At 73.0% G+C, this 26,588-nt stretch carries 24 protein-coding genes, 1 pseudogene and 1 riboswitch; of the genes and pseudogenes, 19 read left to right on the top strand and 6 right to left on the bottom strand.

Translation table 11 applies throughout. From position 1 onward, the window contains the following. The first annotated feature begins 122 nt into the window (after window positions 1–122). Window positions 123–1,034 (top strand): annotated as a pseudogene (locus ACZ8ZB_RS05990) (glycoside hydrolase family 6 protein). On the opposite strand, the gene ACZ8ZB_RS05985 reads toward ACZ8ZB_RS05990, so the two are convergent. After that, window positions 1,016–2,419: a uracil-xanthine permease family protein gene (locus ACZ8ZB_RS05985; protein ID WP_470736668.1), complete on the bottom strand. Its 1,404-nt coding sequence runs from the start codon at window positions 2,417–2,419 to the stop codon at window positions 1,016–1,018. The pseudogene ACZ8ZB_RS05990 and the gene ACZ8ZB_RS05985 overlap by 19 nt on opposite strands. Window positions 2,420–2,594: 175 nt before the next feature. Here ACZ8ZB_RS05985 and ACZ8ZB_RS05980 point away from each other — a divergent pair, with 175 nt between their 5' ends. Then, a complete protein-coding gene (locus tag ACZ8ZB_RS05980; protein WP_470736667.1) occupies window positions 2,595–3,053 on the top strand; it encodes an acyl-CoA thioesterase in 459 nt (152 codons plus the stop codon). Here the strand turns inward: ACZ8ZB_RS05980 and ACZ8ZB_RS05975 are convergent. After that, complete coding sequence (locus ACZ8ZB_RS05975; protein ID WP_470736666.1) at window positions 3,013–4,218, bottom strand: MFS transporter; 1,206 nt, start codon at window positions 4,216–4,218, stop codon at window positions 3,013–3,015. The genes ACZ8ZB_RS05980 and ACZ8ZB_RS05975 overlap by 41 nt on opposite strands. Window positions 4,219–4,350: 132 nt before the next feature. Between ACZ8ZB_RS05975 and ACZ8ZB_RS05970 the strand changes: the two genes are divergently transcribed. Next, the gene (locus tag ACZ8ZB_RS05970; RefSeq protein WP_470736665.1) at window positions 4,351–5,541 is read left to right on the top strand and encodes an ROK family transcriptional regulator; all 1,191 of its coding nucleotides are present in this window, start codon (window positions 4,351–4,353) and stop codon (window positions 5,539–5,541) included. Window positions 5,542–5,888: 347 nt separating this feature from the next. Here the strand turns inward: ACZ8ZB_RS05970 and ACZ8ZB_RS05965 are convergent, their stop codons facing one another. Beyond that, window positions 5,889–6,647, bottom strand: a complete 759-nt coding sequence (locus ACZ8ZB_RS05965; RefSeq protein WP_470736664.1) for an SDR family oxidoreductase — start codon at window positions 6,645–6,647, stop codon at window positions 5,889–5,891. A gap of 445 nt (window positions 6,648–7,092) precedes the next feature. Next, window positions 7,093–7,223: riboswitch (FMN riboswitch) on the top strand. Between the two features lie 145 nt (window positions 7,224–7,368). Between ACZ8ZB_RS05965 and ACZ8ZB_RS05960 the strand changes: the two genes are divergently transcribed. The 9 genes from ACZ8ZB_RS05960 (at window position 7,369) to ACZ8ZB_RS05920 (ending at window position 14,882) form a co-directional block, all read left to right on the top strand. Next, the gene (locus tag ACZ8ZB_RS05960) at window positions 7,369–7,983 is read left to right on the top strand and encodes a riboflavin synthase (protein WP_470736663.1); all 615 of its coding nucleotides are present in this window, start codon (window positions 7,369–7,371) and stop codon (window positions 7,981–7,983) included. Continuing rightward, on the top strand, window positions 7,980–8,621 hold the full coding sequence (locus tag ACZ8ZB_RS05955; RefSeq protein WP_470736662.1) for a nicotinamide mononucleotide transporter family protein: 642 nt from the start codon (window positions 7,980–7,982) through the stop codon (window positions 8,619–8,621). Before ACZ8ZB_RS05960 ends, ACZ8ZB_RS05955 begins: the two co-directional genes overlap by 4 nt. After that, window positions 8,618–9,961: a bifunctional 3,4-dihydroxy-2-butanone-4-phosphate synthase/GTP cyclohydrolase II gene (locus tag ACZ8ZB_RS05950; RefSeq protein ID WP_470736661.1), complete on the top strand. Its 1,344-nt coding sequence runs from the start codon at window positions 8,618–8,620 to the stop codon at window positions 9,959–9,961. Before ACZ8ZB_RS05955 ends, ACZ8ZB_RS05950 begins: the two co-directional genes overlap by 4 nt. Window positions 9,962–9,980: 19 nt before the next feature. After that, the gene (ribH, locus tag ACZ8ZB_RS05945) at window positions 9,981–10,466 is read left to right on the top strand and encodes a 6,7-dimethyl-8-ribityllumazine synthase (RefSeq protein ID WP_470736660.1); all 486 of its coding nucleotides are present in this window, start codon (window positions 9,981–9,983) and stop codon (window positions 10,464–10,466) included. 34 nt (window positions 10,467–10,500) lie between these two features. Beyond that, window positions 10,501–10,773, top strand: a complete 273-nt coding sequence (locus ACZ8ZB_RS05940) for a phosphoribosyl-ATP diphosphatase (protein ID WP_029383007.1) — start codon at window positions 10,501–10,503, stop codon at window positions 10,771–10,773. A 47-nt stretch (window positions 10,774–10,820) separates the two neighbouring features. Next, window positions 10,821–11,705 carry an ATP phosphoribosyltransferase gene (hisG, locus tag ACZ8ZB_RS05935; RefSeq protein WP_470736659.1) on the top strand — a complete coding sequence of 295 codons (885 nt, stop codon included), beginning with the start codon at window positions 10,821–10,823 and terminating at the stop codon, window positions 11,703–11,705. Window positions 11,706–11,725: 20 nt separating this feature from the next. Further along, complete coding sequence (locus ACZ8ZB_RS05930) at window positions 11,726–12,196, top strand: PH domain-containing protein (protein WP_470736658.1); 471 nt, start codon at window positions 11,726–11,728, stop codon at window positions 12,194–12,196. Between the two features lie 281 nt (window positions 12,197–12,477). Further along, window positions 12,478–13,809, top strand: a complete 1,332-nt coding sequence (locus ACZ8ZB_RS05925) for a hemolysin family protein (RefSeq protein WP_470736657.1) — start codon at window positions 12,478–12,480, stop codon at window positions 13,807–13,809. Then, window positions 13,806–14,882 (top strand): hemolysin family protein, encoded by a 1,077-nt coding sequence (locus ACZ8ZB_RS05920; protein WP_470736656.1) that lies wholly within the window; start codon window positions 13,806–13,808, stop codon window positions 14,880–14,882. Before ACZ8ZB_RS05925 ends, ACZ8ZB_RS05920 begins: the two co-directional genes overlap by 4 nt. A 66-nt stretch (window positions 14,883–14,948) precedes the next feature. On the opposite strand, the gene ACZ8ZB_RS05915 is transcribed toward ACZ8ZB_RS05920, so the two are convergent. Beyond that, window positions 14,949–16,811 (bottom strand): AAA family ATPase, encoded by a 1,863-nt coding sequence (locus ACZ8ZB_RS05915; RefSeq protein ID WP_470736655.1) that lies wholly within the window; start codon window positions 16,809–16,811, stop codon window positions 14,949–14,951. A 427-nt stretch (window positions 16,812–17,238) separates the two neighbouring features. Then, entirely contained in the window at window positions 17,239–17,859 is a 621-nt protein-coding gene (locus ACZ8ZB_RS05910) for a uridine kinase family protein (protein ID WP_470741426.1), read from the bottom strand. A gap of 281 nt (window positions 17,860–18,140) precedes the next feature. Here ACZ8ZB_RS05910 and ACZ8ZB_RS05905 point away from each other — a divergent pair, with 281 nt between their 5' ends. The 4 genes from ACZ8ZB_RS05905 to ACZ8ZB_RS05890 all read left to right on the top strand — a co-directional run bounded on the left by ACZ8ZB_RS05905 (window position 18,141) and on the right by ACZ8ZB_RS05890 (window position 22,039). After that, complete coding sequence (locus ACZ8ZB_RS05905; protein WP_470736654.1) at window positions 18,141–19,520, top strand: peptidase C39 family protein; 1,380 nt, start codon at window positions 18,141–18,143, stop codon at window positions 19,518–19,520. 143 nt (window positions 19,521–19,663) lie between these two features. Further along, window positions 19,664–19,804 carry an SCO1431 family membrane protein gene (locus ACZ8ZB_RS05900; RefSeq protein ID WP_106979546.1) on the top strand — a complete coding sequence of 47 codons (141 nt, stop codon included), beginning with the start codon at window positions 19,664–19,666 and terminating at the stop codon, window positions 19,802–19,804. Window positions 19,805–19,898: 94 nt separating this feature from the next. After that, window positions 19,899–20,555, top strand: coding sequence for a TetR/AcrR family transcriptional regulator (locus ACZ8ZB_RS05895; RefSeq protein WP_470736653.1), 657 nt, complete (start codon window positions 19,899–19,901; stop codon window positions 20,553–20,555). A 311-nt stretch (window positions 20,556–20,866) separates the two neighbouring features. Further along, on the top strand, window positions 20,867–22,039 hold the full coding sequence (locus ACZ8ZB_RS05890; protein WP_470736652.1) for an acyl-CoA dehydrogenase family protein: 1,173 nt from the start codon (window positions 20,867–20,869) through the stop codon (window positions 22,037–22,039). Between the two features lie 223 nt (window positions 22,040–22,262). Here ACZ8ZB_RS05890 and ACZ8ZB_RS05885 read toward each other — a convergent pair whose 3' ends face one another. Continuing rightward, window positions 22,263–22,697 carry a hypothetical protein gene (locus ACZ8ZB_RS05885; RefSeq protein WP_470736651.1) on the bottom strand — a complete coding sequence of 145 codons (435 nt, stop codon included), beginning with the start codon at window positions 22,695–22,697 and terminating at the stop codon, window positions 22,263–22,265. A gap of 267 nt (window positions 22,698–22,964) precedes the next feature. Here ACZ8ZB_RS05885 and ACZ8ZB_RS05880 point away from each other — a divergent pair, with 267 nt between their 5' ends. The 3 genes from ACZ8ZB_RS05880 (at window position 22,965) to ACZ8ZB_RS05870 (ending at window position 26,564) form a co-directional block, all read left to right on the top strand. After that, the gene (locus ACZ8ZB_RS05880; protein WP_030867874.1) at window positions 22,965–23,405 is read left to right on the top strand and encodes an Lrp/AsnC family transcriptional regulator; all 441 of its coding nucleotides are present in this window, start codon (window positions 22,965–22,967) and stop codon (window positions 23,403–23,405) included. Window positions 23,406–23,568: 163 nt separating this feature from the next. Then, on the top strand, window positions 23,569–25,173 hold the full coding sequence (locus ACZ8ZB_RS05875; protein WP_470736650.1) for an amidohydrolase: 1,605 nt from the start codon (window positions 23,569–23,571) through the stop codon (window positions 25,171–25,173). A 539-nt stretch (window positions 25,174–25,712) separates the two neighbouring features. Next, window positions 25,713–26,564: a polyprenol monophosphomannose synthase gene (locus tag ACZ8ZB_RS05870; protein ID WP_470736649.1), complete on the top strand. Its 852-nt coding sequence runs from the start codon at window positions 25,713–25,715 to the stop codon at window positions 26,562–26,564. The last annotated feature ends 24 nt before the right edge of the window (window positions 26,565–26,588 follow it).

Raw genomic sequence — 26,588 nt, 5'->3', positions numbered from 1 at the left:
GCTTCCCCGGAACGGGGGAACGCACCGTCGCGGGGGAGGGGAGCAGCACCGTGCCAGGCTCGCGTGCCCGGCGCCTGTCCGCGCGAAGGGCCGAGCGCCGGCGTGCCGTCCGGCGCGGCACGATGGTCGCGGCGGCCTCCGTGGTGGTCGCGGTCGGCACCGTCACGGGGATGAGGTCGTCGGTCGGCGACGGACGCGGACGAGGCGCGCCCCGCGGTGACCTCCTCGCCGCGCCCGGCCCCGCCGCCCGCCGTGCCGTCGCTCTCGCCCTCGGCGACGAAGTCGGCTTCTCCCCCGGCCGGCCCGAAGGAGACGGCGAGCCCGAAGGCGTCCGTGTCCGAGACCGGGAGGAGGCGGCGGACCGCCCCCGTGTCCACCCGCCTCTACCGCCGCCCCGACTCCCAGGTCCTGGACTGGGTGCGGGCCCATCCCGACGACCCGCGCCGCCCGGTCACGAGTCCCGGACGGCCGACCGGCCGGCGGCCGTGTGGTTCGCGGACCACTCCCCGGACGCGATCACCTCCCGGGCGCGTGCCGTGGTGTCGGGCGGCGCGGCGCAGGGCCGGACGCCGGTCCTCGTGCCGTACGCGATTCCCGACCGCGAGTGCGGCGGTCGTTCCGAAGGCGGAGCGCCCGATCCGGCCGCCTACGACGCCTGGATCGACCGGTTCGCCGCCGGGCTGGGCGACAGCGAGGTCATCGTGATCCTGGAGCCCGACGCGATCGCCCGGTCCGAGTGCCCCTCCGCCGGGCAGCGCGCCGCCCGCTTCGCCTCACTGGCCCGCGCCGGCCGAGTGCTGAAGCAGGCCGGTCCCCGGCGCGGTGATCGGCACCAGCCGCAACGGCAACGGCGCCCCGGCGGACGGCGCATGGTGTGATCCGGCCGGCCGCAAGCCGGGCCGGCCCCGACACCGAGCACCGGGGAGGCCGGCATCGACGCCTACCCGTGGGTGAGGCTGCCAGGGGAGTCCGACGGCTGCAAGGGGGCACCGGGCACCTTCACCCCGTCGTACGGCTACGACTCGGCGCGCTGATCGCCCTCGGCGCCGTCGGTGTCGTAGGAGGACGTGCCCTCGTCGAGCAGCGGCTCCTGCGTCTTGAGGTGGGCGGGAGCGAAGAGGCGCAGCGCGTGGTAGCCGGTGATGACGACCAGCGTGCCGAGCGCGATGCCGCTGAGGGAGAAGGTGTCGGTGAACTCCATCGTGACGTTGCCGACGCCGATGATGATGCCCGCGGCGGCCGGCACCAGGTTCAGCGGATTGCGCAGGTCCACCTTGGCGTTGATCCAGATCTGCGCGCCGAGCAGGCCGATCATGCCGTACAGGATGACGGTGATCCCGCCGAGCACGCCGCCCGGGATGGCGGCCACGACCGCGCCGAACTTCGGGCACAGGCCGAACAGCAGGGCGAAGCCGGCGGCGGCCCAGTAGGCGGCGGTCGAGTAGACGCGGGTCGCGGCCATCACGCCGATGTTCTCGGAGTAGGTGGTGTTGGGCGGGCCGCCGACCGCGGTGGACAGCATGGAGCCGACACCGTCGGCGGAGATGGCCGTGCCGAGCTTGTCGTCGAGGTTGTCGCCGGTCATCTCGCCGACCGCCTTGACGTGCCCCGCGTTCTCGGCGATGAGCGCGATGACCACCGGCAGGGCGACCAGGATCGCCGACCACTCGAAGGACGGGCCGTGCAGGGTCGGCAGGCCGATCCAGTCGGCCCGGCCCACTCCGGACAGGTCCAGGCGCCAGTGGTCGGTGACCTGGCCGCTCGCGTCCGCCGAGTGGATCCTGCCGAAGATCCGGTCGAGCGCCCAGGACAGGACGTATCCGAAGACCAGGCCGAGGAAGATCGCGATCCGGGACCAGAAACCGCGCAGGCAGACCACGGCCAGACCGGTGAACAGCATCACGGACAGGGCGGTCCACTGGTCCTGCGGCCAGTAGGTGGAGGCGGTCACCGGCGCCAGGTTGAAGCCGATCAGCATCACCACCGCGCCGGTGACGACCGGCGGCATCGCGGCGTGGATGATCCGCGCGCCGAAGCGCCGCACCGCGAGACCCACCAGGAACAGCGCGGCTCCGACCACGAACACCGCGCCGGTCACGGTGGCGCTGGAGCCGCCCTGGGCCCGGATGACCGCAGCGACGCCGACGAAGGAGAGCGAGCAGCCCAGATAGCTGGGCACCCGGCCGCGGGTGGCCAGCAGGAAGACGATCGTCGCGACGCCCGACATCATGATCGCCAGGTTGGGGTCGAGACCCATGAGCACCGGGGCGACGAAGGACGCCCCGAACATCGCCACGACGTGCTGGGCGCCCAGACCCGCCGTGCGCGGCCAGGAGAGCCGTTCGTCGGGGCGGACCACCGCGCCGGGGGCCGGGGTGCGTCCGTCGCCGTGCAGTGTCCACCGGACGCCGAGATCCATGGGCTGTCGCTTTCGTCGTACGTGCAGCGTGTCCGCACCATTGTGCGGGCTGAGCAGCGGTGCTTCGTACAGGCGGGCGGGTGCCGCCGGCCCGGCTGAGCGTCCGCTTAGGATGAGGGCGCGCCGCTGTTCGACGGAGGCGGCACTCGTTCCGTACGTCCCAGGAGTCCCGCCCGTGACCGCCGAAGCCCCGCCCGCCCCCGCCCTGCCGTACGGCCGGCTGATCCCCGTGACCGTCCACTTCGACGACCTCGACGCGCTGGGGCTGCTGCACAACGCCCGCTATCCGCTGCTCGTCGAACGGGCGTGGAGCGAGCTGTGGCAGGAGAAGGGCGTCCGCTTCGACGGCGACTGGGTGGCGGCCGGCGACGCCTGCAACGCGGTCCGGGAACTGCGCATCGGCTACGAGGCCCCGGTGACCCGCGCCGGTGCGTACGCGGTCCACCTGTGGCTGGAGCGGCTCGGCACGACCGGACTCACGTACGGCTTCCGCTTCTGCTCGGCGGACGGGGCGGTGACCTACGCGCGGGGCAGCCGGGTGCTGGTGCGGCTGGACGCCACGACCCTGCGCCCTGCGCCCTGGAGCGAGGCGTTCAGGGACGGGGCTCGGGAACTGCTGCGTCCGGACGCGTGACCTTCGTACGGTCTCCCGCGCGCAGCACGCCCGCGAAGCCCGCGATGCCGCACGACAACACCGTCACCAGGACGAACGACACCATCAGGCTGGTCGCCTGGGCCAGCAGGCCGATCGCGCTCGGGGCGATCAGCCCCGAGGTGTAGGTGATGGTCGCGACGCCCGCGATGGCCAGGCTCGGATTGGAGCCGCTGCGGCCGGCGGCGGCGAAGCACAGCGGCACGACCACCGCGATGCCGAGCCCCATCAGCGCGAACCCGCCCATCGCCGCCGCGGGGTGCTCGGCGAACACGATCAGCAGTCCGCCCAGCAGGGCGACGACACCGCTCGCGCGGACCGTGCGCACGGCGCCGTAGCGGTCCACCACGCGGTCCCCGGCGATCCGGGCGACCGCCATGGTGAGCGTGAAGCCGGTGGTGCAGGCCGCCGCGAGACCGGCCGAGGCCTCCAGCTGGTCGCGCAGGTAGACCGCCGACCAGTCCAGGCTCGCGCCCTCCGCGAACACCGCGCAGAAGCCGATCGCGCCGATGAGCAGCGCGGAGCGGGGCGGCAGCGCGAACCGAGGCGGCGGCTCCTCGTCCTCGGCGGGTTGCAGGTCGAGCACCCAGGTGCAGGCGGTCACGCCCACCACCGTCAAGGCGGCGGCCGCGAGCGCGTGGTGCAGCCGGGCGTCCGCGCCGAGGTGGGCGGCGAGCGTGCCGCCCACCGAGCCGATCAGGGCGCCGGCGCTCCACATGCCGTGCAGCCCCGACATGATCGACTTGTCGAGCCGGTTCTCCACCTCCACGCCCAGCGCGTTCATCGCCACGTCGGACATGCCGGCCGTGGCGCCGTAGACGAACAGGGCCAGGCAGAGGGTGAGCAGGTTCGGGGCGACCGACGGCAGGACCAGCGCCAGCGTCCACAGCGCGATCAGACCGCGCAGCGCCGTGCGGGCGCCGAAGCGGTGGCTGATCCTTCCCGCGAGCGGCATCGCGAGGGACGCCCCGAGCGCGGGGAAGGCGAGCGCGAGGCCCAGTTGCCCGGCGCTCACCCCGGCGTGGTCCTGGATCCAGGGGACGCGGGTGGCGAACGAGCCGGTGACGGCGCCGTGCACGGCGAACACGGCGGCCACGGCGTACCGCGCCCGCTTCACGTCATGCTGTCGGTGGACCACTGCGCTCATCGTCCCGCCCCTCCCGGCCGTCGGTTTCCGTATGCGCCGCCGTAAACTATCAGGAACCCTGCCTGATAGATATGGGGCATCCGGAGGCGGAGCACGCGCCGGCCGGCCCCGCCGATCTGGAAGGATCCCGGCATGGCCGCATCCCCGAGCACCGCCAGAGCCCTCAACGACCGGCTCGCCCTGCGCCTGCTCCAGCGGGAGGGCCCGCTGACCGCGGGGCAGTTGAAGCAGCTGACCGGGCTGTCCCGGCCGACCGTCGCCGACCTCGTCGAGCGGCTCACCGCCGCCGGGCTCATCGCGGTGGCCGGCGAGGCGGGGGAGCAGCGGCGCGGCCCCAACGCCAAGCTCTACGGCATCGTCGCGGACCGGGCGCACCTGGCCGCGCTGGACGTCCGCACCGAGGGCGTCACCGTGGTCGTGTCCGACCTCGTCGGCGAGGTCCTGGCCGAGGCCGCCCTGCCCATCACCGGGGACACGGACACCGGACCGGCGGTCGGACAGGCGGTCACGCTGGTCGAGCGGACGGTGAAGGAGGCGGGCGCCGACCGGCTGCACACCGTCGGGATCGGCGCGCCCGGGCTGATCGACCCCGCGAGCGGCGAACTGCGCGACTCCACGGGCCTGCCCGAGTGGCACCGGCGCCTGGTCGCCGCACTCCAGGAACGGTTCCCCGAGGCCCGGGTCAGCGTGGAGAACGAGACCAACCTGGCCGCGCTGGCCGAGCAGCGCGACGGAGCGGCCCGCGACCGGGACACCTTCGTCCTGCTGTGGCTGGGGCACGGCACCGGCGCCGCCGTGATCCTCGACGGCACCCTGCGCAGGGGCGCCTCCGGCGGCACGGGCGAGATCGGCTTCCTCCCGGTCCCGGGCACGAGCGGCCTGCCGTCGGCCACCGACTGCGCGGGCGGCTTCCACTCCCTGGTGGGCGCGACGGCGATCGCCCGGCTGGCGGAGGAGCACGGCGTCGCGGCGGAGCCGGGGACCGAGCCGCCGGCGGCGGGCGCGGTGCGGACGGCCGTCGCGACGGCCGGCCCCACCTCCCCGGAGGCACGCTTCCTCGACGACCTGGCCGACCGGATCGCCGTGGGCGTCGCCTCGGTGGTCGCGCTGCTCGACCCCGGCCACGTGGTCCTGGGCGGCGAGGTCGGCCAGGCCGGGGGCGAGGCGCTCGCCGCGCGGGTGCGGGACCGCCTGGCCGCCATGTCGCCCCTGCCCGCCGACGTGCGGCCCAGCGCCCTGGGCGGAGGCGCGGTGCTCCGCGGGGCCCTCCTGACGGCCCGCGACCGGGCCCAGGACGAACTGTTCGGCGCGCCCGGGCACTAGCCTGCGCGCACCTCGCGGCCGGGCAGGCCGCCGCGCGGCTGTCCGCGGGTCAGAGGGGCCCGAAGCGCCGGGCCGCCCGCCGAACGCCGTCGCCCGGCCCGGCCCCGTCCGCCCCGGCCGGCGCCGTGGTCCCGTCCCCGGCGGGCCCGGCGGGGCTCGGGGAGATCCCTCCCCGAGGACCGTTCCGGTCGCCGCCGGCTCCGGCCGGGCCGCCCTTGCCGGGACCCGCGCCCGGGGTTGCTTCGGCCGCCGCCCGGTCCCGGGCGGCCCGGTACGCGGTTCCGGGCACCGGCGCCCGGACGCCCGTCCCGTACCGGGCCGCCGGTTCCGGCCGGGGCCGACGTCCGTCAGCGGCGTGTGACGCCGGCTCCGAACCTCTCCGCCAGGTACTCGTCGAACGTGCCCTTGCCGACCGCCCGCTCCGGTGCGAGGTGACCGCCTTCGCGGAAGGCGGCGTAGGCCGCGCCGCGCAGCGGGACCCTCACCACCGCACGGCGGCGGCCCGTGGCCCTCAGGTACGCGCGAGCCAGGGAGTCGAGCGTCCGGACCTCCGGACCGCCCATGTCGTCGACGCGGCCCGCCGGCGCGCCCTGGGCCAGCCCGGCCAAGCGGTCCGCGACCTCGGTGACAGCGACCGGCTGGTCCTTCACCCGGGCCGGCAGCAGCAGGACCGGCAGCCTGGCCATGCCCTGGAGGACCGTGAGCACCAGGTCGTGGAACTGGGTGGCGCGCAGCACCGTCCACCCCAGCCCTGACTCCTCGACCAGCCGCTCCACCGTCAGCTTGGACCTGTAGTAGCCGAACGGCACCCGGTCGACACCGACGATCGAGATGTACACGAAATGCCCCACCCCGGCCCGCCGGGCCGCCGCGATCAGGTTCCGGGCGGCCTGCTCGTCGCCGCCGCGCGGTGACGACGCGCAGTGCACGATCGTGTCCACGTCCGCGACGGCCTCGTCCAGCCCCTTCCCGCCCTCGCGCAGGTCGACGGCGTACGGCCGCGCGTGCCGGCTCAGCACCCGCACCCCGTGCCCGTTCGCGCGCAGCCGTTCCGTGAGGTGCCGGCCGAGCGTGCCGGTACCGCCGGTCACCAGGATCGTGCTCATGCTGTTCCGTCCCTTCGCGCACCCGGCGCCACCCGACGGAGCGCCCCGTGCCAACCAGGATGGATCAGCCACCGTCGGATGTGACACCGGTCGCGCCGGCTGACGTCGTACGCCGTTCAGCTTCACCGGACACGGCGCCGGGCGCATCCGCGCGTGGTGAGGCCCGGCGGCGGGCAAGGGCCGTCGTCACCGCCGCCGGGCCGGTCCCGCGAGGGGCGGCCGGCTCCCCGGTCCCGTCACGGAAGGCGGCTCGGACCCCGAGGGGACCGGACCACGGAGTCCATAGGTACGGACCAATGTGGCGTGTCGTCAAGGGGGCGACATGAAGGGGGAGTTGCCCTCGCGTGACTCCGGGCGGCCTCCGCTTCACCTCCTGTGAGCCACCCCACACTCCTCGCCCGCATGGAGGGCGGCCGGGCGTGGCAGACTGGCCCTGTACCAGTAGCAGCGCACTCCGGGGTCGGTGAAAGTCCGAACCGGCGGTTACAGTCCGCGACCCGGTCGCCTCCAGCGGCCGGTTGACCAGGTGAAATTCCTGGACCGACGGTTAAAGTCCGGATGGGAGGCAGTGCGCGGCGGGCGGGCATTCATGCGCGCCGCCGTACCGGTTCGCCGTCGAGGCGTTCCCCGTCCGGCGTCGCTCCTGGCGTCCTCGCCCGTACTTTCTGTCGTCATCGACAGCCCCGGAGTCCGTGCCCGAAGAGGCAGGAGGACCCGGGAAGTGTTCACCGGAATCGTCGAAGAGCTGGGCGAGGTCACCGCCGTCGAGATCCTCGACGACGCCTGTCGCTTCCGGCTGCGCGGCCCCGTCGTCACCGAAGGCGCGAAGCACGGCGACTCCATCGCCGTCAACGGTGTCTGCCTCACGGTCGTCGAGCACGAGGGCGACGAGTTCACCGCCGACGTCATGGCGGAGACCCTGAAGCGCTCCAGCCTCGGCGCCCTCGCCGTCGGCTCCCGCGTCAACCTCGAACGCCCCACGGCCGTCGGCTCCCGCCTCGGCGGCCACATCGTGCAGGGGCACGTCGACGGCACCGGCGAGATCCTCGCACGCGAACCGTCGGAGAACTGGGAGACCGTGAGGATCTCCCTCCCCGTCGGCCTCTCCCGCTACGTCGTGGAGAAGGGCTCCATCACCGTCGACGGCATCAGCCTCACCGTCGTCGACGCCGGGCCCGACTTCTTCACCGTCAGCCTGATCCCCACCACGCTCGCCCTGACCACGCTCGGCATCAAGCGGCCCGGCGACCCGGTCAACCTCGAGGTGGACGTCATCGCCAAGTACGTCGAGCGGATGCTCGGCGACCGCGCCGTCGGTGAGGGGGCGTCCCGGTGAACTGGCTCAACTCCGAGGCCTTCACCCTCTTCGACCAGCACATCAAGTGGTCGGACATGATCGGCAACGTGATCGGTCTGATCGCCCTCGCCCTCGGCTGGCGCCGCTCCATCTGGACCTGGCCCGCCCAGTTCGTCTCCGGCCTGATCCTCTTCACGGCCTTCGCCACCGCCCACCTCTCGGGCAGCGCCGGCAAGCAGGTCGTCGTCATGCTGGTCGCCTCCTGGGGCTTCTGGCAGTGGAACCGCGGCCGGCGGCAGGCGCAGGACGGGTCCGTGGCCGTACGGTTCGCGACCAACCGCGAACGGCTCCTGCTCGTGGGCGCCGCGGCCGTCGGCACCCTCGCCGTCGGCGGGCTGTTCACCCTCTACCCGTCCCTGTCCTGGGACCCCTGGCCGGACGCCTACATCTTCGTCGGCACGATCGTCGCCATGTACGCGCAGGCCCGCGGCATGGTCGAGTTCTGGCTCGCCTGGCTGCTCGTCGACCTCGTCGGCGTCCCCCTGAACTTCGCCAACGGCTTCGCCTTCTCCGGCTTCGTCTACGTCATCTACGGCGCACTGGTCCTCTGGGGCCTGCGCGACTGGTGGCTGCGCTCCCGCGACGCGCGGCCCGCCCTGGAAGGAGCGCCGGCATGAGCGCCCGCCCGTCACCCGCCACCACCCTGAACGAGGCGCTCCGCGCCGCCCCCTCGATCCCGCCGATCCTGTACAGCGCCGACGGCGTCGAGGACCTCACGCTCGACCCCGTCGAGCAGGCCGTCGCCGACATCGCGGCCGGCCGCCCGGTCGTGGTCGTCGACGACGAGGACCGCGAGAACGAGGGCGACCTCGTCGTCGCCGCCGAGAAGATCACCCCCGAGATCGTCGCCTTCATGATGAGCGAGTGCCGCGGCATGATCTGCGCCCCCATGGAGGGCGAGGAGCTGGACAGGCTCGGCATCCCGCTGATGGTGGAGAACAACACCGAGTCCATGCGGACCGCGTTCACCGTCACCGTGGACGGCTCGGGCGCCCACGGCGTGACCACCGGCATCTCCGCCGCCGACCGCGCCACCACGCTCCGGCTGCTGGCGAGCGGCACCGCGCAGGCCGACGACTTCGTCCGCCCCGGCCACATCTTCCCGCTGCGCGCCCGCCCCGGCGGCGTCCTCGTGCGCGACGGCCACACCGAGGCCGCCGTCGACCTCGCCCGCCTCGCCGGCCTGCGCCCGGCCGGCGCCATCGTCGAGATCGCCGGCGAGGACGGCGCCATGCTCCGGTTGCCCGAGCTGATCCCGTTCGCCCGCAAGCACGGCCTGACGATCATCTCCATCGAGGACCTGATCGCCTACCGCCGCTCCGCCGAACCCACCGTCCGCCGTGAGGCCGAGGTCCGTCTGCCCACCTCCCACGGCACCTTCACCGCGTACGGCTACCGCTCCACCGTCGACGGCGTCGAACACGTCGCCCTCGTCCACGGCGACATCGGCGACGGCGAGGACGTCCTCGTCCGCCTCCACTCCGAGTGCCTCACCGGCGACGTCTTCGGCTCCCGGCGCTGCGACTGCGGCCCCCAGCTCGACGCCTCCCTGGACCGCATCCAGGCCGAGGGCCGGGGCGTGGTCGTCTACCTGCGCGGCCACGAGGGGCGCGGCATCGGTCTGATGTCCAAGCTGCGCGCCTACGAACTCCAGGAGCGGGGCCGGGACACCCTCGACGCCAACCTCGAGCTCGGCCTGCCCGCCGACGCCCGCGACTACGGCGCCGGCGCACAGATCCTCGTCGACCTCGGGGTGCGCGGCGTCCGCCTGATGACCAACAACCCCGACAAGTCCGACGCGCTCGCCCGCCGCGGCATCGAGGTCACCGGACGCGAACCGATGCCCGTCACCGCGAGCGAGCACAACCTCCGCTACCTGCGCACCAAGCGGGACCGGATGGGTCATGACCTGCCCTGGCTGGACACGCCGACCGTGCCCGCCTGCGGCAACCAGTGAGAGAACACCGAGGAGAGACGTGAGCGGCAAGGGTGCACCGGAGTTGTCCGTACGCGACGTGGGGGACCTGCGGGTCGCCGTCATCGCCGCGCAGTGGCACGAGAAGGTGATGGACGGACTGGTGGACGGCGCCCTGCGCGCCCTGCACGACCTCGGCATCGACGAACCGACCCTGCTCCGGGTCCCCGGCAGCTGGGAGCTCCCGGTCGTCGCCAAGGCCCTGGCCGGCCGCGGCTACGACGCGGTCGTCGCCCTCGGCGTCGTCATCCGCGGCGGCACGCCCCACTTCGACTACGTGTGCCAGGGAGTCACCCAGGGCCTCGCCCAGGTCTCGGTCGACACCGGCGTCCCCGTCGGCTTCGGTCTGCTCACCTGTGACGACGAGGAGCAGGCCTTGGACCGCGCCGGGCTGCCCGGCTCCAGCGAGGACAAGGGGCACGAGGCGGTCACCGCGGCGGTGGCCACCGCGGCCTGCTTGCGTTCGGTATCCGAACCCTGGCGGTGAGCAGTCCCCGTCACCGCGTAGGGTAAGGACCACCATGTCCAAGAAGACGTTCGAGGAGCTGTTCACCGAGCTCCAGCAGAAGGCCGCCCACGGCGATCCCGCCACCTCCCGCACCGCCGAGCTGGTCGACAAGGGCGTCCATGCCATCGGCAAGAAGGTCGTCGAGGAGGCCGCCGAGGTCTGGATGGCCGCCGAGTACGAGGGCAAGGAGGCGGCCGCCGAGGAGATCTCGCAGCTGCTGTACCACGTCCAGGTGATGATGGTCGCCCGCGGCATCTCCCTCGACGACGTCTACGCCCACCTCTGAACCCTCACGTTCACGACACACCCCTCCACACGAAGGAAGCCGACCTCATGCTGCGCATCGCCGTCCCCAACAAGGGTTCCCTGTCCGGCCCTGCGGCGGAGATGCTGCATGAGGCCGGCTACCGGCAGCGTCGCGAGTCCAAGGAACTGCGGACCGTCGACCCGGCGAACGAGGTCGAGTTCTTCTACCTCCGCCCCCGCGACATCGCCATCTACGTCGCCTCCGGGCAGCTGGACATCGGCATCACCGGCCGCGACCTGCTGATCGACTCCGGCGCAGACGCCGAGGAGATCCTCCCCCTCGGCTTCGCCCGTTCCACCTTCCACTACGCCACCAGGCCGGGCACCATCGGCGGCCTGGCGGACCTGTCGGGCAAGACGATCGCCACCTCGTACGAGGGCATCGTCGCGGCGCACCTCGCCGACAACGGCATCGACGCCTCCGTCGTCCACCTCGACGGCGCCGTCGAGACCGCCATCCAGCTCGGTGTCGCCCAGGTCATCGCGGACGTCGTCGAGACGGGCACCTCACTGCGCAACGCCGGGCTGGACGTCGTCGGCGAGCCGATCATGAAGTCCGAGGCCGTCGTCATCCTCCCCCGGGCTCGAACACACTCGCCCGGGGGGACCCCCACCACCGGCACGGACGGCGAGGAGCCCAGGGTGCGGCAGTTCCTGCGCCGCCTCCAGGGGGTCCTGGTCGCCCGGACGTACGTGATGATGGACTACGACTGCCGCGTCGAACAGCTCGAGAAGGCCGTCGCCCTCACCCCGGGGCTGGAGTCCCCCACCGTGTCCCCGCTGCACAACGAGGGCTGGGTCGCCGTCCGCGCGATGGTTCCGTCCAAGGAGGCACAGCGGATCATGGACGACCTGTACGACATCGGCGCCCGCGCCATCCTCACCACGGCCATCCACGCCTGCCGCCTCTGACCGGGGCACGGAGCACCACCATGTCGGACGCAACCACGGACCAGCTGCCCGAACTGCCCGTCACCTTCCGCCCGGGCCGCACCCGCGCGGTGCTGCTCACCGCCGGCGCCGCGCTCTTCGCGGTCATCACCCTGATCGCGCTGCTGCTGGACCAGCTCGGTCCCGGGGAGCGGCTCAGCTTCGTGTTCACCGCCGCGCTGCTGGCCGGCGTGCTGTTCCTGCTGGCCCGGCCGAAGGTGGTCGCCGACGAGACGGGCGTCACCGTCGTCAACATCGTGAGCCGGCGTCGCCTGGAATGGGCGGAGATCCTTCAGGTGAACCTCCGTCCCGGTGATCCCTGGGTCTTCCTCGGCCTCAGCGACGGCACCAGCCTGCCCGTGCTCGGCATCCAGCCGGGCATCGCCAGACAGCGGGCCATCGCCGACGCACGGGCCCTGCGGGCGCTCACCGAGGTCCGTTCCACCGCCGGACCCGGGGCGCCCCGGAGCTGACTCGGGGCCGTCCCTCAGGGGCGGCTCGGGGCACGGCTCCGGGAAGCGCCGGGGACGTTCACCTGCCGCAGCCGCCCATGTCTTGATTAATCTGGTGGGCGGAGGCGCGACGACCGCGCCTCCGCCCCTGCCGCCCCGCCCGGTGCACAGGGGCTCCAGCTATCCGAGGAGTGACCCTCTCCGGCGATGGACGGATCGTCCTGTAGTACCTGCGCCGCCCCCTGCCGACATAGCGCGGACCCGCTCCACGGAGCCCGCGCGCATGCGGAGGCGGCGGCATCATGACCACCCCCTTGCTGCTTCTCGCAGCCGCTTTCCTGCTGATCCTGGCCAACGGATTCTTCGTGGCCGCCGAGTTCGGCCTGGTCACCGTCGAGCGACCGGACGCCGAACGGGCCGCCGCGGGCGGTGACCGGCGCGCCCGCCGGGTCGTCGAGTCGCTCAGGGAGCTCTCCTTCCAGCTGTCCGGCACCCAGCTCGGCATCACCATCACCTCCCTCGTCGTCGGCATGCTGGCGCAGCCGGCGCTCGCCGGACTGCTGCACGGCCCCTTCACCGGCATCGGCGTCCCCGAGGGCGCGGTCCCCGGCGTCTCCGTCGTCGTCGGCATGCTGATGGCCTCCGCGGTGCAGATGGTGATCGGCGAACTCGTGCCGAAGAACTGGGCGGTGTCCCGCCCCCTGCAGGTCGCCCGCTTCGTGGCCGGCCCGCAGCACGCGTTCGCCCGGCTCTTCCGCCCGGTCATCGCCGGGCTGAACGCCGTGGCCAACCGCCTGGTGCGGGCCCTGGGCATCGAGCCCGCCGAGGAGCTGGCCTCCGCCCGCACCCCCGGCGAACTCGTCTCCCTGGCCCGGCACTCCGCCCGGGCCGGCGCGCTGGAACAGGACACGGCGGACCTCTTCGTCCGCACCCTGTCCCTCGGTGAGCTGACCGCACAGCACGTCATGACGCCGCGCGTGAAGGTCAACGCCCTGCAGTCCTCGGCGACCGCCGAGGACGTGGTCAACCTGACCCGGGCCACCGGCCTGTCCCGCTTCCCCGTCTACCGGGAGCGGATCGACGAGATCGTCGGCATGGTGCACCTCAAGGACGCCCTCGCGGTGTCCGTGCACGACCGGCTGCGCACCCCCGTGGACCGCATCGCCCGACCGGCGCTGCTCGTCCCCGAGACCCTGCCCGTACGGCCGCTGCTCACACGACTGCGCAGCGAGCAGCCCATCGCGGTCGTCGTCGACGAGTACGGCGGCACGGCCGGCGTCGTCACGCTGGAGGACATCGTCGAGGAGATCGTCGGCGAGGTGCGCGACGAGCACGACGGACAGGACGTCCCCGAACTCGTCCCCGCTCCGCCCGAGGACGGCAACCCCGCCTGGGACGTCGACGGCGGCGTCCGGATCGACGTCCTGCTGCGCATGGGCCTGGAGGCGCCCGAGGGGCCGTACGAGACGGTGGCCGGCCTGGTCGCCGACCTGCTCGGCCGGATCCCGGCCGTCGGCGACCACGCGGAACTGCCCGGCTGGCGGTTGTCGGTGCGCCGGGTCGACCACTACCGCGCCGAACGCGTCCGCCTGGTCAGGACGGCCCCGCTGCCCCTGGTGGAGGTGGCCGGATGAGCGTGCTGCAACTCCTCCTCGCCGCGCTGCTCGTGCTCGCCAACGGCTTCTTCGTCGGCGCCGAGTTCGCCCTGGTCTCGGTCCGCCGCAGCCAGATCGAACCGCTCGGCACGGCCCGCGCCCGCCGGGTGCTGTACGGCCTGGAGCATCTGCCGCAGATGATGGCGGCGGCCCAGTTCGGCATCACCGTCTGCTCGCTGACCCTGGGCGCGGTCGCCGAACCGACGGTCGCCCGTCTGCTGGAGCCGGTCTTCGAGTGGATGCACCTGCCGCACGGCATGATCCACCCGCTCGGCTACGTCATCGCGCTCGCCGCGGTGGTCTTCTTCCACCTCGTCATCGGCGAGATGGTCCCGAAGAACCTGGCGATGGCGGCTCCCGAGAAGGTCGCGCTGTGGCTGAGCCCCGGCCTGGTCTGGTTCGCGCGCCTGTGCAAGCCGGTCACGATCGCGCTCGGCGCCTGCGCCCGGGCCGTCCTGCGGCTGTTCCGCGTCGAACCGAAGGACGAGGTGGAGGCCGTCTTCACCAGCGAACAGCTCAACCGGCTGGTGGAGGACTCCGGCCAGGCGGGTCTCCTGGACCCCGAGGAGGCCGAACGCCTGGAGGACGCGCTGGAGCTGGGCTCCCGCCCGGTGACGGACGTCCTGCTGGACCGCGAGTCGCTGGTGACGGTCGCGCCCGCGGTCACCCCGGGGCAGATCGTGGAGCTCACCGCCCGCACCGGGTACTCCCGGTTCCCGGTGGCCGCGGACAGCGGCGCCTTCATGGGCTACCTGCACGTCAAGGACGTACTGGACCTGGAGGACTCCGACCGGGCCGTCCCACAGCACCTCTGGCGTCCGATGACGACCCTCCGCCCCGAACTCCCCCTGGACGACGCCCTCACGATGATGCGCCGCGCCGCGACCCACCTGGCCCAGGTCTCCGACGCCTCCGGCAGGGTACTGGGCCTGGTCGCCCTGGAGGACGTACTGGAACTCCTGGTGGGCGAGGTCCGGGACCCGGCCCACCGAGAAGTGACGGTCGCATCCCAACGGGCGAGCGGAACCCCGGAGGAGGCGCTGGCGACGTAGCTGCCGCAGCGGCACCCGCGAGCGCGGGCAAGCCGGACACCCCCGAGCCGCCCCGTCGCCGGTGCCTCACATCGGCGACGGGTCCGCCGGCCCCCGGCCCGACAGCACCTCCCCGTACGCCTGCATCAGATCCGGCAACCGCAAAGTAGCCAGATCATCCCGGGTCAACGCCCCGGGATACACGGACAGCCGCAGATCCCGATACGCACAGCTCTTCTCGTACAGCGTCCGCAGGAAACGCCCGTTCCCCAGCTCGTCGATCCACCCCTGATCCACCACGTGCCCGGCGATCGACCGCAGCTCCTCCAACGCCTCCTCGTCCCACACGTCGCCGTTCTCACCGGCCAGCACCTCGCCGATCGAAGTCAGCTCCAGCGGCCGGTACGAGGGAAAGTCCACCCGTGTGGTGAACCGCGACGACAGCCCCGGATTCGCGGCCAGCAGCCGATCCATCCCCTCCGGGTACCCGGCGAGGATCACCACCAGATGCTCCCGGTTGTCCTCCGCCCGCTTCAACAGCACCTGAAGCGCCTCGTCCCCGTACGCGTCCCCCTTGCCGTACCCGGAGTTGGACAGCGCGTACGCCTCGTCCACGAACAGCACCCCGCCCAGCGCGGAATCGATCAGCTCGTTGGCCTTCACCGCGGTCTGCCCCAGGTACTCGCCGACCAGATCCGCCCGCTGGGCCTCCACCAGATGGTCACCACCGAGCAGGCCGAGGGCGTAGAACACGCGGCCGAGGATGCGGGCCACCGTGGTCTTGCCGGTTCCGGAGGGCCCGGAGAAGACGAAGTGGCGTTTCGGCGGCTGCACCGGGAGTCCCTGCCCGGCCCGCAGCCGCGCCATGTTCAGCTGCGCCGACAACGCCTTGACCTGCCGCTTCACCGGCTCCAGGCCCACCATGCGCTCCAGCTCGGCCAGCGCCTCCTCCAGTAACGCGGGGTCCGTGGGCCCGGCGGGCGGCGGTGACCCCCCGGTGCCCGCCCGCTCCCGCACGCCCGCAGCGGTGACCGGAGGCAGGGGGCCCGGCACAGGCTCGGGCGCGGGGAGCCGCAGGTCACGCCCTTCGGTGCCGAACAGGGGATCGAGCGCGTCGGGGCCGTCCACGACGTCCTGCCCGGCCCCGGTGAGCGTGATCGCGGCGAGATCGGCGGAGTCGTCGTACCCGTCGCCCTCGGAGATCGCGGCGAGCCGGGCGGAGGTGTCCATGAAGGCCGGATCGACCCGGTGCACGGCCCGGTACAGGGGGAGTGCCGCGGCGCTGCGGCCGGTCCCCTCGTGGGCGCGGGCCAACCAGTAGCGCAGCTCCTTGCGCTGCGGCTGTTCGCTGCGGCACCGCATCAGCGCCGCCGACAGCAGCGGTTCTGCCTGCCCGTACATCTCCAGGCGCACCCGCGCCATGCCGCCGAACAGGCCGGACTCGATGCCCAGCATCGGGTCATCGAGGAGGGAGTCCGTGTGCCGGATCAGCTGTTCCCAGTCCTTGACCAGGTAGGCACGGCAGGCGTGCAGGAAACGGACCTGCGGATCGGTGTCCACCGGGGGCAGTCCGGCGAGCGCCCGGTCCAGCTCGGGGACGTGGCGGCCGTCCAGCCAGTGGGAGGCGTGCGCCAGTAGCAGGTCACGGGGGCTCTCCAGTACCGGCTGTACCCACCAGCCCAGCCAGTACCAGGAGTTGAGGGTGCGGCGGTGCCGGGTGCGCTGTTCGCCGAAGCGCTTCCGATGCCGGAACATCCTGAGCAGCGCGGTCGTCGTGTCGACGCGCAGCGCGTGCAGCCCCAGCCAGCCGTCGGCCATCCCCGGGTCGATCCGCACCGCGGCCCGGAACTCCTCCTCCGCCTGTGGATAGGCGCCCATCGTGTAGGCGTCCACGCCTCGCAGCCAGGCGAGGTCGGCCGGGGCCTGCGGGCCCTGCGTGCCGAAGTCCATCACGTCCCCCACAGACCGTGCCCCCGTCGGTGTGCCGGCCGACCCTCGCCCGTCGGCTCCCGTTGGTCGAACCGCTGTGCCGCGGACCGGAGTTGCAAGGTGCGCGAAGCAGCGTCCGTAGATCGCACCGAGGGCATCGTACCTGCGGCGGCGTCACGTCCGTAGGGTGCCGTACGCGCCGAAGCGCGAGGTGGGAGGGGGGCGCGGACCGCGTGTGGTGACCCAGGGTGACCGTCATATGCCACTGAGCGTCCGAAAACGTGAAGAGGGCAGAACGAAGCCCCCGGTCACGGGGGAACAACCGGGGGCTTCGCGTCTGCCGGCGACTCCGAAGGGCCGCACATTGAGAACGTAAGACCTGTACGCGGCCCCGGTCAAGCCGAGTTGGGATACTCCGGCGACTTGTCCGGGACCACTCTTCACAGGTTCACCACACTGCGGGTGACTCGTCACCGTGTGTGATCGTAAAAGGTGATCCAGTCGTCGCGGAAGGCCCGGGAAGCAGCTCGTATCCCTCCGGGCGCTGCCGTACCAGGAGCCCGGCGAAGGGGCGTGAGGGGTCGTCGGTGAAGTGCTCGCGCTCCGCGCGCACCCAGCCGTCCCAGAACTCCCGCTGCTCCGTCCCGTCGCGGGCCCGCCCCCGCGCCCAGGACTCCTCCGGGGGGAGGTCCATCCACAGCAGCAGCGCCAGATACGGGCGCAGGGCCCGGCGTCCCGCGCCGACGCCCTCCACGACGATCACGGGGGCGGGCGGCAGCGGGCGGGGCGGCCCGAAGCGGCGGGACCGCCAGTCGTAGGGGGAGTAGTGCGCGGTCTCGCCGCGGACGAGCGGTTCGACCACCTGGCTCAGCAGCCGTCCGGTCCAGCCGAACAGTTCGGTGTGGTCGGCGATGTCGTCGAGCCGCAGCACCGGAGCGCCGTCCAGCGCCCCGGCCAGCCGTACGGCGAACGTCGACTTGCCCGAGCCGGCGTGCCCGTCGACACCGACGAGCCGGACCGGACCGCACGAGGGGGCGAGCCGACGGATGCGGGAGGCGAGATCGTGAATGGCTGGTTCCCGGGGGGAGGGGAGGGGGGCTTACCGGAGCACTCTAGGCCCTTCGGCGGACGAGCCCCGGACGTGCGGGCCCCGGACCGGGCGGTCCCGCCGCAGGTCCCGTCATTGGTCGAGTCCCATGTCGGTGGGGCGCGGCACGGCCGGGGTGCTGGCAGGATCCGCCCGGCTGCGTTCATAGTTGGCGCACACCCGTTCCGTCCGGCGGACGCACACCGTCCGGCCGACCGTGCTGTGGTCCTGTCCCGACTCCGACACCTGGGGGCCTTTCACCCATGAGCAGAGCCGAACCGCCCTCCCGCAGATCCCTCCTGGCCGCGGCGGTCGTCGCCGCCGTCGCCGGGAGCGCGGGCCCGGCGTCCGCCGGCGCCCCGACGGCCGGCATCCCGACCGGACGCACCGCCGGCACCGGCCGGACCGCCGTCCGTCCCGTCGACAACCGGGCCTGGGTCTCGTACACCGACTGGCTCGCCGGCACCGCCCACGGGGCCCGCGCCGTGGCCGGCTTCCGCCCCGGCCTCGTGATCGCGAGACCCGCCGGCGTCACGGACTACACCGATCCGCACACCGGCCGCACGGCCGCCTGGGAGTACGCGACCTGGACCTCGCCCGTGCACCGCCTCGGGGTTCCGGCGACGGAGGCGATCGCCTCCTGGAACGCGCACACCCCCGAGGGCACCTGGCTCCGGATCGAGCTGAGGGGCACGTACTCCGACGGTACGGACACCCCCTGGTACGTCATGGGGTGCTGGGCCGCCGGCGACCAGGACATCCGGCGCACCTCGGTGGACGACCAGAGCGACGGGAAGAGCACCGTCTGGACGGACACCCTCTCCGTGGACGACGCGGCCTCGGGCCTGCGCGTCGTCTCGTACCGGCTGCGGCTGACCCTCTACCGCCGCCCCGGCACCCGGCTCACCCCGACCGTGTGGCGGCTCGGCGTGATGGGATCCGACGTCCCCGACCGGTTCACCGTTCCCGCCTCGGAACCCGGCCTCGCCAAGGAGTTGATCGTCCCGCGTTACTCGCAGGAGATCCACAAGGGCCGGTACCCGGAGTACGACAACGGCGGCGAGGCCTGGTGCAGCCCCACCTCCTCGCAGATGATCATCGAGTACTGGGGCGGACGGCTCACCGAGGAACAACTGTCCTGGGTCGACCCGTCCTACACCGACCCGCAGGTCTGCCACGCGGCCCGCCACACATTCGACCACCAGTACGGAGGCTGCGGCAACTGGCCCTTCAACGCCGCCTACGCGGCCACCTTCGAGGGTCTCCAGGGCGTGGTCACCCGCCTCGGCTCCCTCACCGACCTGGAGACGCTGGTCGCCGCGGGCATCCCGGCCATCACGTCGCAGTCGTTCCTGGAGGAGGAGCTGACCGGAGCGGGGTACGGCACCTCCGGGCACCTGATGACGGTGATCGGCTTCACCGCCGACGGCGACGTGATCGCCAACGACCCCGCCTCGGACGACAACGACGCCGTGCGCCGCGTCTACCGGCGGCGCGAGTGGGAGAACATCTGGCTGCGGACCAAGCGCTACAACGCCTCGGGGAAGGTGGCGTCCGGCACCGGAGGGGTCTGCTACCTCTACTTCCCGGCCCGGCCGACCCCGCGGCAGCGCAAGGCGCTCGCGGCGGTGGGCGTGCGCTGAGCAGGCCCGGCCGACGGGCCCCGGGCGACCGGGGCCCGCCGGCGTGTGTGACCGACCTCTCGGCCGCGGAGGCCGTTCACGGTGGCAAAGTGGACGTCAGTCGCAGGGGGAGCCCACCGCATCACAGAGACCAGTGAGAAGCCATGACCGCGAACGCAGCCACCGTCACCCGCGCCCGCACCGGCGGACCCCGGGAGGACGGCCCGAAGATCTTCGAACACGCCATGGGATGGACCCTCGTCGTGGTCCTCGCGATGTTCGTGACCCAGCTGGGACTGCTGTAACCCGAGGTCGCGGGGATGCCGTTCCGGACCTTCCGGACGACCTGACATACTGCGGCGGGACGTCCCACCGCCCGCAGGAAGACCTGGGTCGAAATTGAGCATCAGCCGGCAGTCCGCCGTGCGCCCCGCGGCGCGCGGTACCGAGCGTTCGTCCGCGCGCCGCGCCGAACTCATCGCCATCGGGCGGAGGTTGTTCGCGGACACGTCGTACGACGCGCTCTCGATGGACGACATCGCACGCCAGGCGCAGGTCGCCAAGGGGCTGATCTACTACTACTTCCACTCCAAGCGCGGCTACTACCTGGCGATCATCGAGGACTCGGTGGCCGGCCTGGTCTCCTTCGCCGCCGGCGGGGCCGGACTGCCGCCCGTGGAGCGGGTGCACCGCACCGTCGACAGCTATCTGCGGTACGCCGAGCACAACCAGGCCGCCTACCGCGCGATCGTCAGCGGCGGCGTCGGCTTCGACACCGAGGTGCACGCGATCCGGGACGGGGTGCGCGAGGCCATCGTCGCGACCGTCGCCGAGGGCGCCTACGGCCGTACGGACATCGCGCCGGTGGCGCGAATGGGGCTGCTGGCCTGGGTGTGCAGCGTGGAGGGCGCCGCTCTCGCCTGGATCGACCGCGGTGAACTGTCCCGCGAGACCATGGGCGAGCTGCTGGTGAAGACGCTCGGCGGGGCCATGCGGGCCATCGAGGAGCTGGACCCCGCCTACCCGGCCCCGGCGCCCGCCCGCCGCGACGCCTGACGTTCACTCCCCGTCGCACGCCTCCCGCCGCCGACTGCGGCATCCGGGCGGCGTCCGCCCGAACGGACGCCGCACGTCACTCCCCGTTGCGCCTCGCATGCGACGAGTGCGCGAAAACTTCTTGGAGTGAGCGGTCGTTAACTAGTGACTTGCTGCGGCCGATCGGGCATACTCGCAGCGCACAGCCGCTGGTCAGCAGCTTCCGAGACCCGGGAGTGCGAGCATCGGCCAGGCACCGATACGACCCCGGCGGAGCCGCCCCCAACCCAAGGCGCACGCCGATGTGCCCGAACAGGGAGGAGAGCGTCGCCATGCCCGACCGCGCCCCGCAGCCGGTGGACCGGCAACTGCCCACGGACGAGGCCCGGGACCTGATCTCGCTCGTCCGCGACATCGCGCAGCGCGAGATCACCCCGCGGGCGGCCGAGGAGGAGGACGCGGGGCACTTCCCGCGCGAACTGTTCACCCTGCTCTCCGAGTCCGGTCTGCTCGGCCTGCCCTACGGCTCCGAGTACGGCGGCGGCGACCAGCCGTACGAGGTCTACCTCCAGGTCCTCGAAGAGCTCGCCGCGGCCCGCCTCACCGTCGGCCTCGGCGTCAGCGTGCACACCCTGGCCTCCTACGCGCTCGCCGCCTACGGCGCCAAGGAACAGCAGGCCGAGCACCTGCCCGCGATGCTCGGCGGCGGCCTGCTCGGCGCCTACTGCCTCTCCGAGCCCGCCTCGGGCTCCGACGCGGCCTCCCTGCGCACCAAGGCGGTGCGCGACGGGGACGACTGGGTGATCGACGGCACCAAGGCGTGGATCACCCATGGCGGCATCGCCGACTTCTACACCGTCATGGCCCGTACCGGCGAGGAGGGCCCGCGCGGCGTCACCGCGTTCCTGGTGCCCGGTGACGCCGCGGGGCTGAGCGCCGCGGTGCCGGAGAGGAAGATGGGGATGAAGGGCTCGCCGACCGCCCAGGTCCACCTCGACGGCGTCCGGGTCCCCGACGCGCGGCGGGTGGGCGAGGAGGGACAGGGCTTCGCGATCGCCCTGTCGGCGCTGGACGGCGGACGGCTCGGCATCGCCGCCTGCGCGATCGGCCTGGCCCAGGCGGCGCTGGACGAGGCGCTCGGCTACGCGGCCGAGCGGCGCCAGTTCGGCAAGCCGATCTCCGACTTCCAGGGACTGCGTTTCATGCTCGCCGACATGGCCACGCAGATCGAGGCGGGGCGCGCGCTGTACCTGGCGGCGGCCCGGCTGCGCGACGCGGGGCGGCCGTTCGCCAAGCAGGCCGCCATGGCCAAGCTGCACTGCACCGACACGGCGATGCGGGTCACCGTCGACGCCGTGCAGATCCTCGGCGGCTACGGCTACACCGCGGACTTCCCCGCCGAGCGCTACATGCGCGAGGCCAAGGTCCTGCAGATCGTCGAGGGCACCAATCAGATCCAGCGCATGGTCATCGCCCGCCATCTCGCGGGTCCGGAGACCCGCTGAGCCGGTCGAACCCCCGCCAGGGCGCGGTGAGCCGGGTCCGCTCCGGGTCCTGCCGCCCGGGCGGCCCCGGTCGGCAGGACCCGCATGAGACCGCGGTGGCTCGGCGGATCCGGGAGCCGCGGGAGCGGCCTGGCGGGTCACCGACTCCGGGAGCAGGACGTGCGTTCGCGGCCGTCCGCGCGGACGGGGGAGGCGGGACGCGCCGCTCCCCGTACCTGTGTGCTCAGGCGGCGTGCCGCCGCATCGCCGGGACCCGGATCGGACGCGAGCCCGGACCGCCGACGTGCGAGAAGGGCTGGGTGCGCCAGTCGAGTCCCTGCGGGAGCGTCAACAACAGGGCGGTGTCCTGCTCCTGGGGGGTGACGGACTCGTCGGCCGGCCGTGCCTCGTCGGCCCGGCGGCCGGTGCCGGCGCAGACCGTGAGCCCGAACGGGTTCCACGGCGAGGCGCACAGCGCGTGCTCCGGCAGGACGTCCTCGTCCGCGAGCAGGGCGATGGGCTGCACGCAGTCCGGGCAGACGACCCGGTACATCTCGAAGGTGTCGTAGGCGTCGAGTTCCTCGTCCGGGGCGTCGGGTTCGACGTACTCCGGGTCGAGTTCGACGACCGGCTGCTGCCGCTTGGACGTGGTACGACCAAGGCGCTTAAGACTCTGCATTGGGTTCTCCCCCTCGGGCTGGGCCGTGAAGGCACTGCGGCCTCGACCACAGCAAGCACTTCCCGTCCCCCCTCCGGGGTAATCACGGGAACATCACGGAGACCGCTCGAAAGGTGTGGTGTTCGTCACATGCCGCGTGAGGATGCCCCGTGCGGGGGCTTTGTCCCCCCGGACCGCGCGCCGCGGCCCCCGGCGCATCACGAACCGGGCATGACCTGGGCGGCTCAGGTGTCCGAGGAGATCAGGCGCCCTGTAGGTTCTTGCGCCATGGAGGAGCTGGACCGACAGATCGTGCAGCTGCTCGTCAAGGACGGGCGGATGAGCTACACAGACCTGGGCAAGGCCACGGGCCTGTCCACGTCGGCCGTGCACCAGCGGGTGCGCCGGCTGGAACAGCGTGGCGTCATCCGCGGCTATGCCGCGGTCGTCGACCCGGAGGCCGTCGGCCTGCCCATGACCGCCTTCATCTCGGTCAAGCCCTTCGACCCCAGCGCCCCCGACGACATCGCGGACCGTCTCGCCGGCGTCCCCGAGATCGAGGCCTGCCACAGTGTCGCGGGCGACGAGAACTACATCCTCAAGGTGCGCGTGTCCACACCGCACGAACTGGAGGAGCTGCTCGCCCGCGTGCGCTCGCTGGCGGGCGTCTCCACCCGCACCACGGTGGTCCTCTCCACCCCGTACGAAGCCCGCCCGCCGCGCATCTGAACGCCGCTCTCGCTCCGGGCCCGCCCGGAGAGAGCCGGCCCCTCCGGCGTTCGAGGAGCGTGGGTCCGGGGCGGAGTCCCCGGAGGACGGGAGGGGGCGGCCCGGCCGCGGCGGGACGGCCCTGCGTGCGGAGCGGCCCGAGCGACGCGGGAGACTGTGGGGCATGAGTGAACGCCCCGCCCCGCCCCGCACCGTCCTCCTTCGCCGTGGAGAGGTCCACAGCCCCGCCGACCCCTTCGCGACCGCGATGGTCGTCGAGCGCGGCCAGGTCGCCTGGGTCGGCTCCGAGGGCGCCGCCGACGCCTTCGCGGACGGGGTCGACGAGGTGATCGACCTCGACGGTGCGCTGGTCACCCCCGCGTTCACCGACGCGCACGTCCACACCACGGCCACCGGCCTCGCCCTCACCGGCCTCGACCTGTCCACCGCCCCCTCGCTCGAGGCCGCGCTGGCCCGCGTACGGGAGTTCGCCGCCGCCCGCCCGGACGACCGGGTCATCCTCGGCCACGGCTGGGACGCCGCCCGCTGGTCCGGCGGCCGTCCCCCGACCCGCGCCGAGCTCGACGAGGCCACCGGCGGCCGTCCCCTCTACCTCAGCAGGATCGACGTCCACTCCGCGGTCGTCACCACGGCGCTGCTCGACCTCGTCCCTGACGTGGTCACCCGTGAGGACCGCCCGCTCACCGGGGACGCCCACCACGCCGTCCGAGCCGCCGCCCTGGCCGCCGTCACCCCGGCCCAGCGCGCCGAGGCCCAGCGTGCCGCCCTCGCCCACGCCGCCTCCCTCGGCATCGGCACGGTCCATGAGTGCGGGGGCCCGGAGATCTCCTCCGAGGACGACTTCACCGGACTGCTGCGGCTCGCCGCCGAGGAGAGCGGCCCGCGTGTCGTCGGCTACTGGGCCGAACAGGACGTCGCCAAGGCGAAGGAGCTGGGTGCGACCGGTGCCGCGGGTGACCTGTTCGTCGACGGCGCCCTCGGCTCGCACACCGCGTGCCTGCACGAGCCGTACGCCGACGCAGGCCACACCGGCACCGCACACCTGGACGCGGCCGCCGTGGCGGCCCACGTCGTCGCCTGCACCGAGGCCGGTCTCCAGGCCGGCTTCCACGCCATCGGCGACGCCGCCGTGCGCACCGTCGTCGACGGCGTGCGGGCCGCCGCCGACACACTCGGCCTCGCCCGCGTCCGCGCCGCCCGGCACCGCGTCGAGCACGCCGAGATGCTCACCCCCGAGACCGTCGCCGCCTTCGCCGAACTCGCTCTGACCGCCTCCGTCCAGCCCGCCTTCGACGCCCTGTGGGGTGGCGAGGACGGCATGTACGCGCAGCGCCTGGGACCGGAACGGGCCCGCTCCCTGAACCCCTTCGCGGCGCTGCTGCGCGCCGGCGTCCCGCTCGCCTTCGGATCCGACAGCCCGGTGACCCCCCTCGACCCCTGGGGAACGGTCCGGGCCGCCGCCTTCCACCGCACACCGGAGCACCGTGTCTCCGTGCGCGCCGCGTTCACCGCGCACACGCGCGGCGGCTGGCGGGCGGTCGGACGCGACGACGCGGGCGTCCTGGCACCCGGCGCGCCCGCCGACTACGCCCTCTGGCGCACCGGTGAACTCGTCGTCCAGGCCCCCGACGACCGGGTGGCGCGCTGGTCCACCGACCCCCGTTCCGGCACCCCCGGCCTGCCCGGCCTCGACCCCGGCCGTGACCTGCCGGTCTGTCTGCGGACCGTGGTCGGCGGGCGCACGGTGTTCGTGCGGCCGGGCGAGTGATCTACGAGGGCGGCGCGATGACGATCATGCGTCGCACCCTCGTCCCGCGACCTGCGCGTCCTCGCCGCTGACCTGGGACGCGAACCACATGACGCAGGCCGAACGACTGTTGACAGGCGGCCGCAGGGGGCCGGTAGGTTCGGCCGGGTCCACCACCGGACGCCCGACCGGGGAACGTCCGGTCACTCGGGCCGGCGCCGCTGGGTCAGGGACGGTGTGCCGCACCGGGGCACCGTCACTGGGAACCAGGCTCAGCGGCGGCGCGGTACCGAGGGACGTTCCGGCCGGCCGGGGGTGCGACCCCCGGGTGGGGCCCGGACGCTCAGTAGACAACGGCTTCAGGCTGATCCGCAGCCGGCGGGTCCCGGGCCGGACCGAAGGGCGCCGGGCCCCATCCGCTGTCCCACTTCCGCACGCCCAAAAAGTGTGTTCCTACCCGATCTCCGGTAAACGACACCACCATATGAACGTCCTGTCACGTCGGCGGAGGCCGTGCCCACTATGGTGGGATCCTGCGCACAGGAGATGAAGGGGCAGCAGTGAACGACGGCGACGGGACCCTCGCGGCAGGATCCCAGGGGAGGAACTTCGGCCCGCTCGGCACGGCTTTGGTGATCATCCCGACCTACAACGAGGCGGAGAACATCAAGGCGATCGTCGGCCGGGTGCGCGAGGCCGTTCCCGAGGCGCACGTTCTCGTGGCCGACGACAACAGTCCCGACGGCACGGGCAGGCTCGCCGACGAACTGGCCGCCGGGGACGACCAGGTCCAGGTGTTGCACCGCGAGGGCAAGGAGGGCTTGGGCGCGGCCTACCTCGCGGGCTTCCGCTGGGGCATGGAGCACGGCTACGGCGTGCTGGTCGAGATGGACGCCGACGGCTCCCACCAGCCCGAGGAACTGCCCCGTCTGCTGACCGCCCTCAAGGGCGCCGACCTGGTGCTCGGTTCGCGCTGGGTGCCCGGCGGCCGGGTGGTGAACTGGCCGAAGTCCCGTGAGTTCATCTCGCGCGGAGGCAGCCTCTACTCGCGCATGGCGCTCGATCTGCCGCTGCGCGACATCACCGGAGGCTTCCGCGCCTTCCGCCGGGAGACGCTGGAGGGCCTCGGCCTGGAGGAAGTGGCATCCCAGGGGTACTGCTTCCAGGTCGACCTGGCCCGCCGGGCGGTGAGGGCCGGCTACCACGTCGTCGAGGTTCCCATCACCTTCGTCGAGCGCGAACTCGGCGACTCCAAGATGAGCCGCGACATCCTCGTCGAGGCGCTGTGGCGGGTCACGGCGTGGGGCGTGGGGGAGCGGGTCGGCAAGGTCCTCGGGCGCGGCGACGACAAGCAGCAGGCCGAGCGGGACGTCAAGCGGCTCGAGCCGGACGTCGAGCGGTCCGGGCCGTAGGCGTACGGCCGCACGCTCACCACG

The organism is Streptomyces sp. 12E (assembly GCF_055633275.1).
This window is presented reverse-complemented; position numbering and strand designations above follow the sequence as displayed.

Bases quoted from the DNA above. Each gene is read 5' to 3' on its own strand.
- ACZ8ZB_RS05985 (WP_470736668.1), bottom strand. From the start codon at position 2,419: ATGGATCTCGGCGTCCGGTGGACACTGCACGGCGACGGACGCACCCCG.
- ACZ8ZB_RS05975 (WP_470736666.1), bottom strand. From the start codon at position 4,218: ATGAGCGCAGTGGTCCACCGACAGCATGACGTGAAGCGGGCGCGGTAC.
- ACZ8ZB_RS05970 (WP_470736665.1), top strand. From the start codon at position 4,351: ATGGCCGCATCCCCGAGCACCGCCAGAGCCCTCAACGACCGGCTCGCC.
- ACZ8ZB_RS05965 (WP_470736664.1), bottom strand. From the start codon at position 6,647: ATGAGCACGATCCTGGTGACCGGCGGTACCGGCACGCTCGGCCGGCAC.
- ACZ8ZB_RS05950 (WP_470736661.1), top strand. From the start codon at position 8,618: ATGAGCGCCCGCCCGTCACCCGCCACCACCCTGAACGAGGCGCTCCGC.
- ACZ8ZB_RS05940 (WP_029383007.1), top strand. From the start codon at position 10,501: ATGTCCAAGAAGACGTTCGAGGAGCTGTTCACCGAGCTCCAGCAGAAG.
- hisG (WP_470736659.1), top strand. From the start codon at position 10,821: ATGCTGCGCATCGCCGTCCCCAACAAGGGTTCCCTGTCCGGCCCTGCG.
- ACZ8ZB_RS05930 (WP_470736658.1), top strand. From the start codon at position 11,726: ATGTCGGACGCAACCACGGACCAGCTGCCCGAACTGCCCGTCACCTTC.
- ACZ8ZB_RS05925 (WP_470736657.1), top strand. From the start codon at position 12,478: ATGACCACCCCCTTGCTGCTTCTCGCAGCCGCTTTCCTGCTGATCCTG.
- ACZ8ZB_RS05920 (WP_470736656.1), top strand. From the start codon at position 13,806: ATGAGCGTGCTGCAACTCCTCCTCGCCGCGCTGCTCGTGCTCGCCAAC.
- ACZ8ZB_RS05915 (WP_470736655.1), bottom strand. From the start codon at position 16,811: ATGGACTTCGGCACGCAGGGCCCGCAGGCCCCGGCCGACCTCGCCTGG.
- ACZ8ZB_RS05905 (WP_470736654.1), top strand. From the start codon at position 18,141: ATGAGCAGAGCCGAACCGCCCTCCCGCAGATCCCTCCTGGCCGCGGCG.
- ACZ8ZB_RS05900 (WP_106979546.1), top strand. From the start codon at position 19,664: ATGACCGCGAACGCAGCCACCGTCACCCGCGCCCGCACCGGCGGACCC.
- ACZ8ZB_RS05890 (WP_470736652.1), top strand. From the start codon at position 20,867: ATGCCCGACCGCGCCCCGCAGCCGGTGGACCGGCAACTGCCCACGGAC.
- ACZ8ZB_RS05885 (WP_470736651.1), bottom strand. From the start codon at position 22,697: ATGCAGAGTCTTAAGCGCCTTGGTCGTACCACGTCCAAGCGGCAGCAG.
- ACZ8ZB_RS05880 (WP_030867874.1), top strand. From the start codon at position 22,965: ATGGAGGAGCTGGACCGACAGATCGTGCAGCTGCTCGTCAAGGACGGG.
- ACZ8ZB_RS05875 (WP_470736650.1), top strand. From the start codon at position 23,569: ATGAGTGAACGCCCCGCCCCGCCCCGCACCGTCCTCCTTCGCCGTGGA.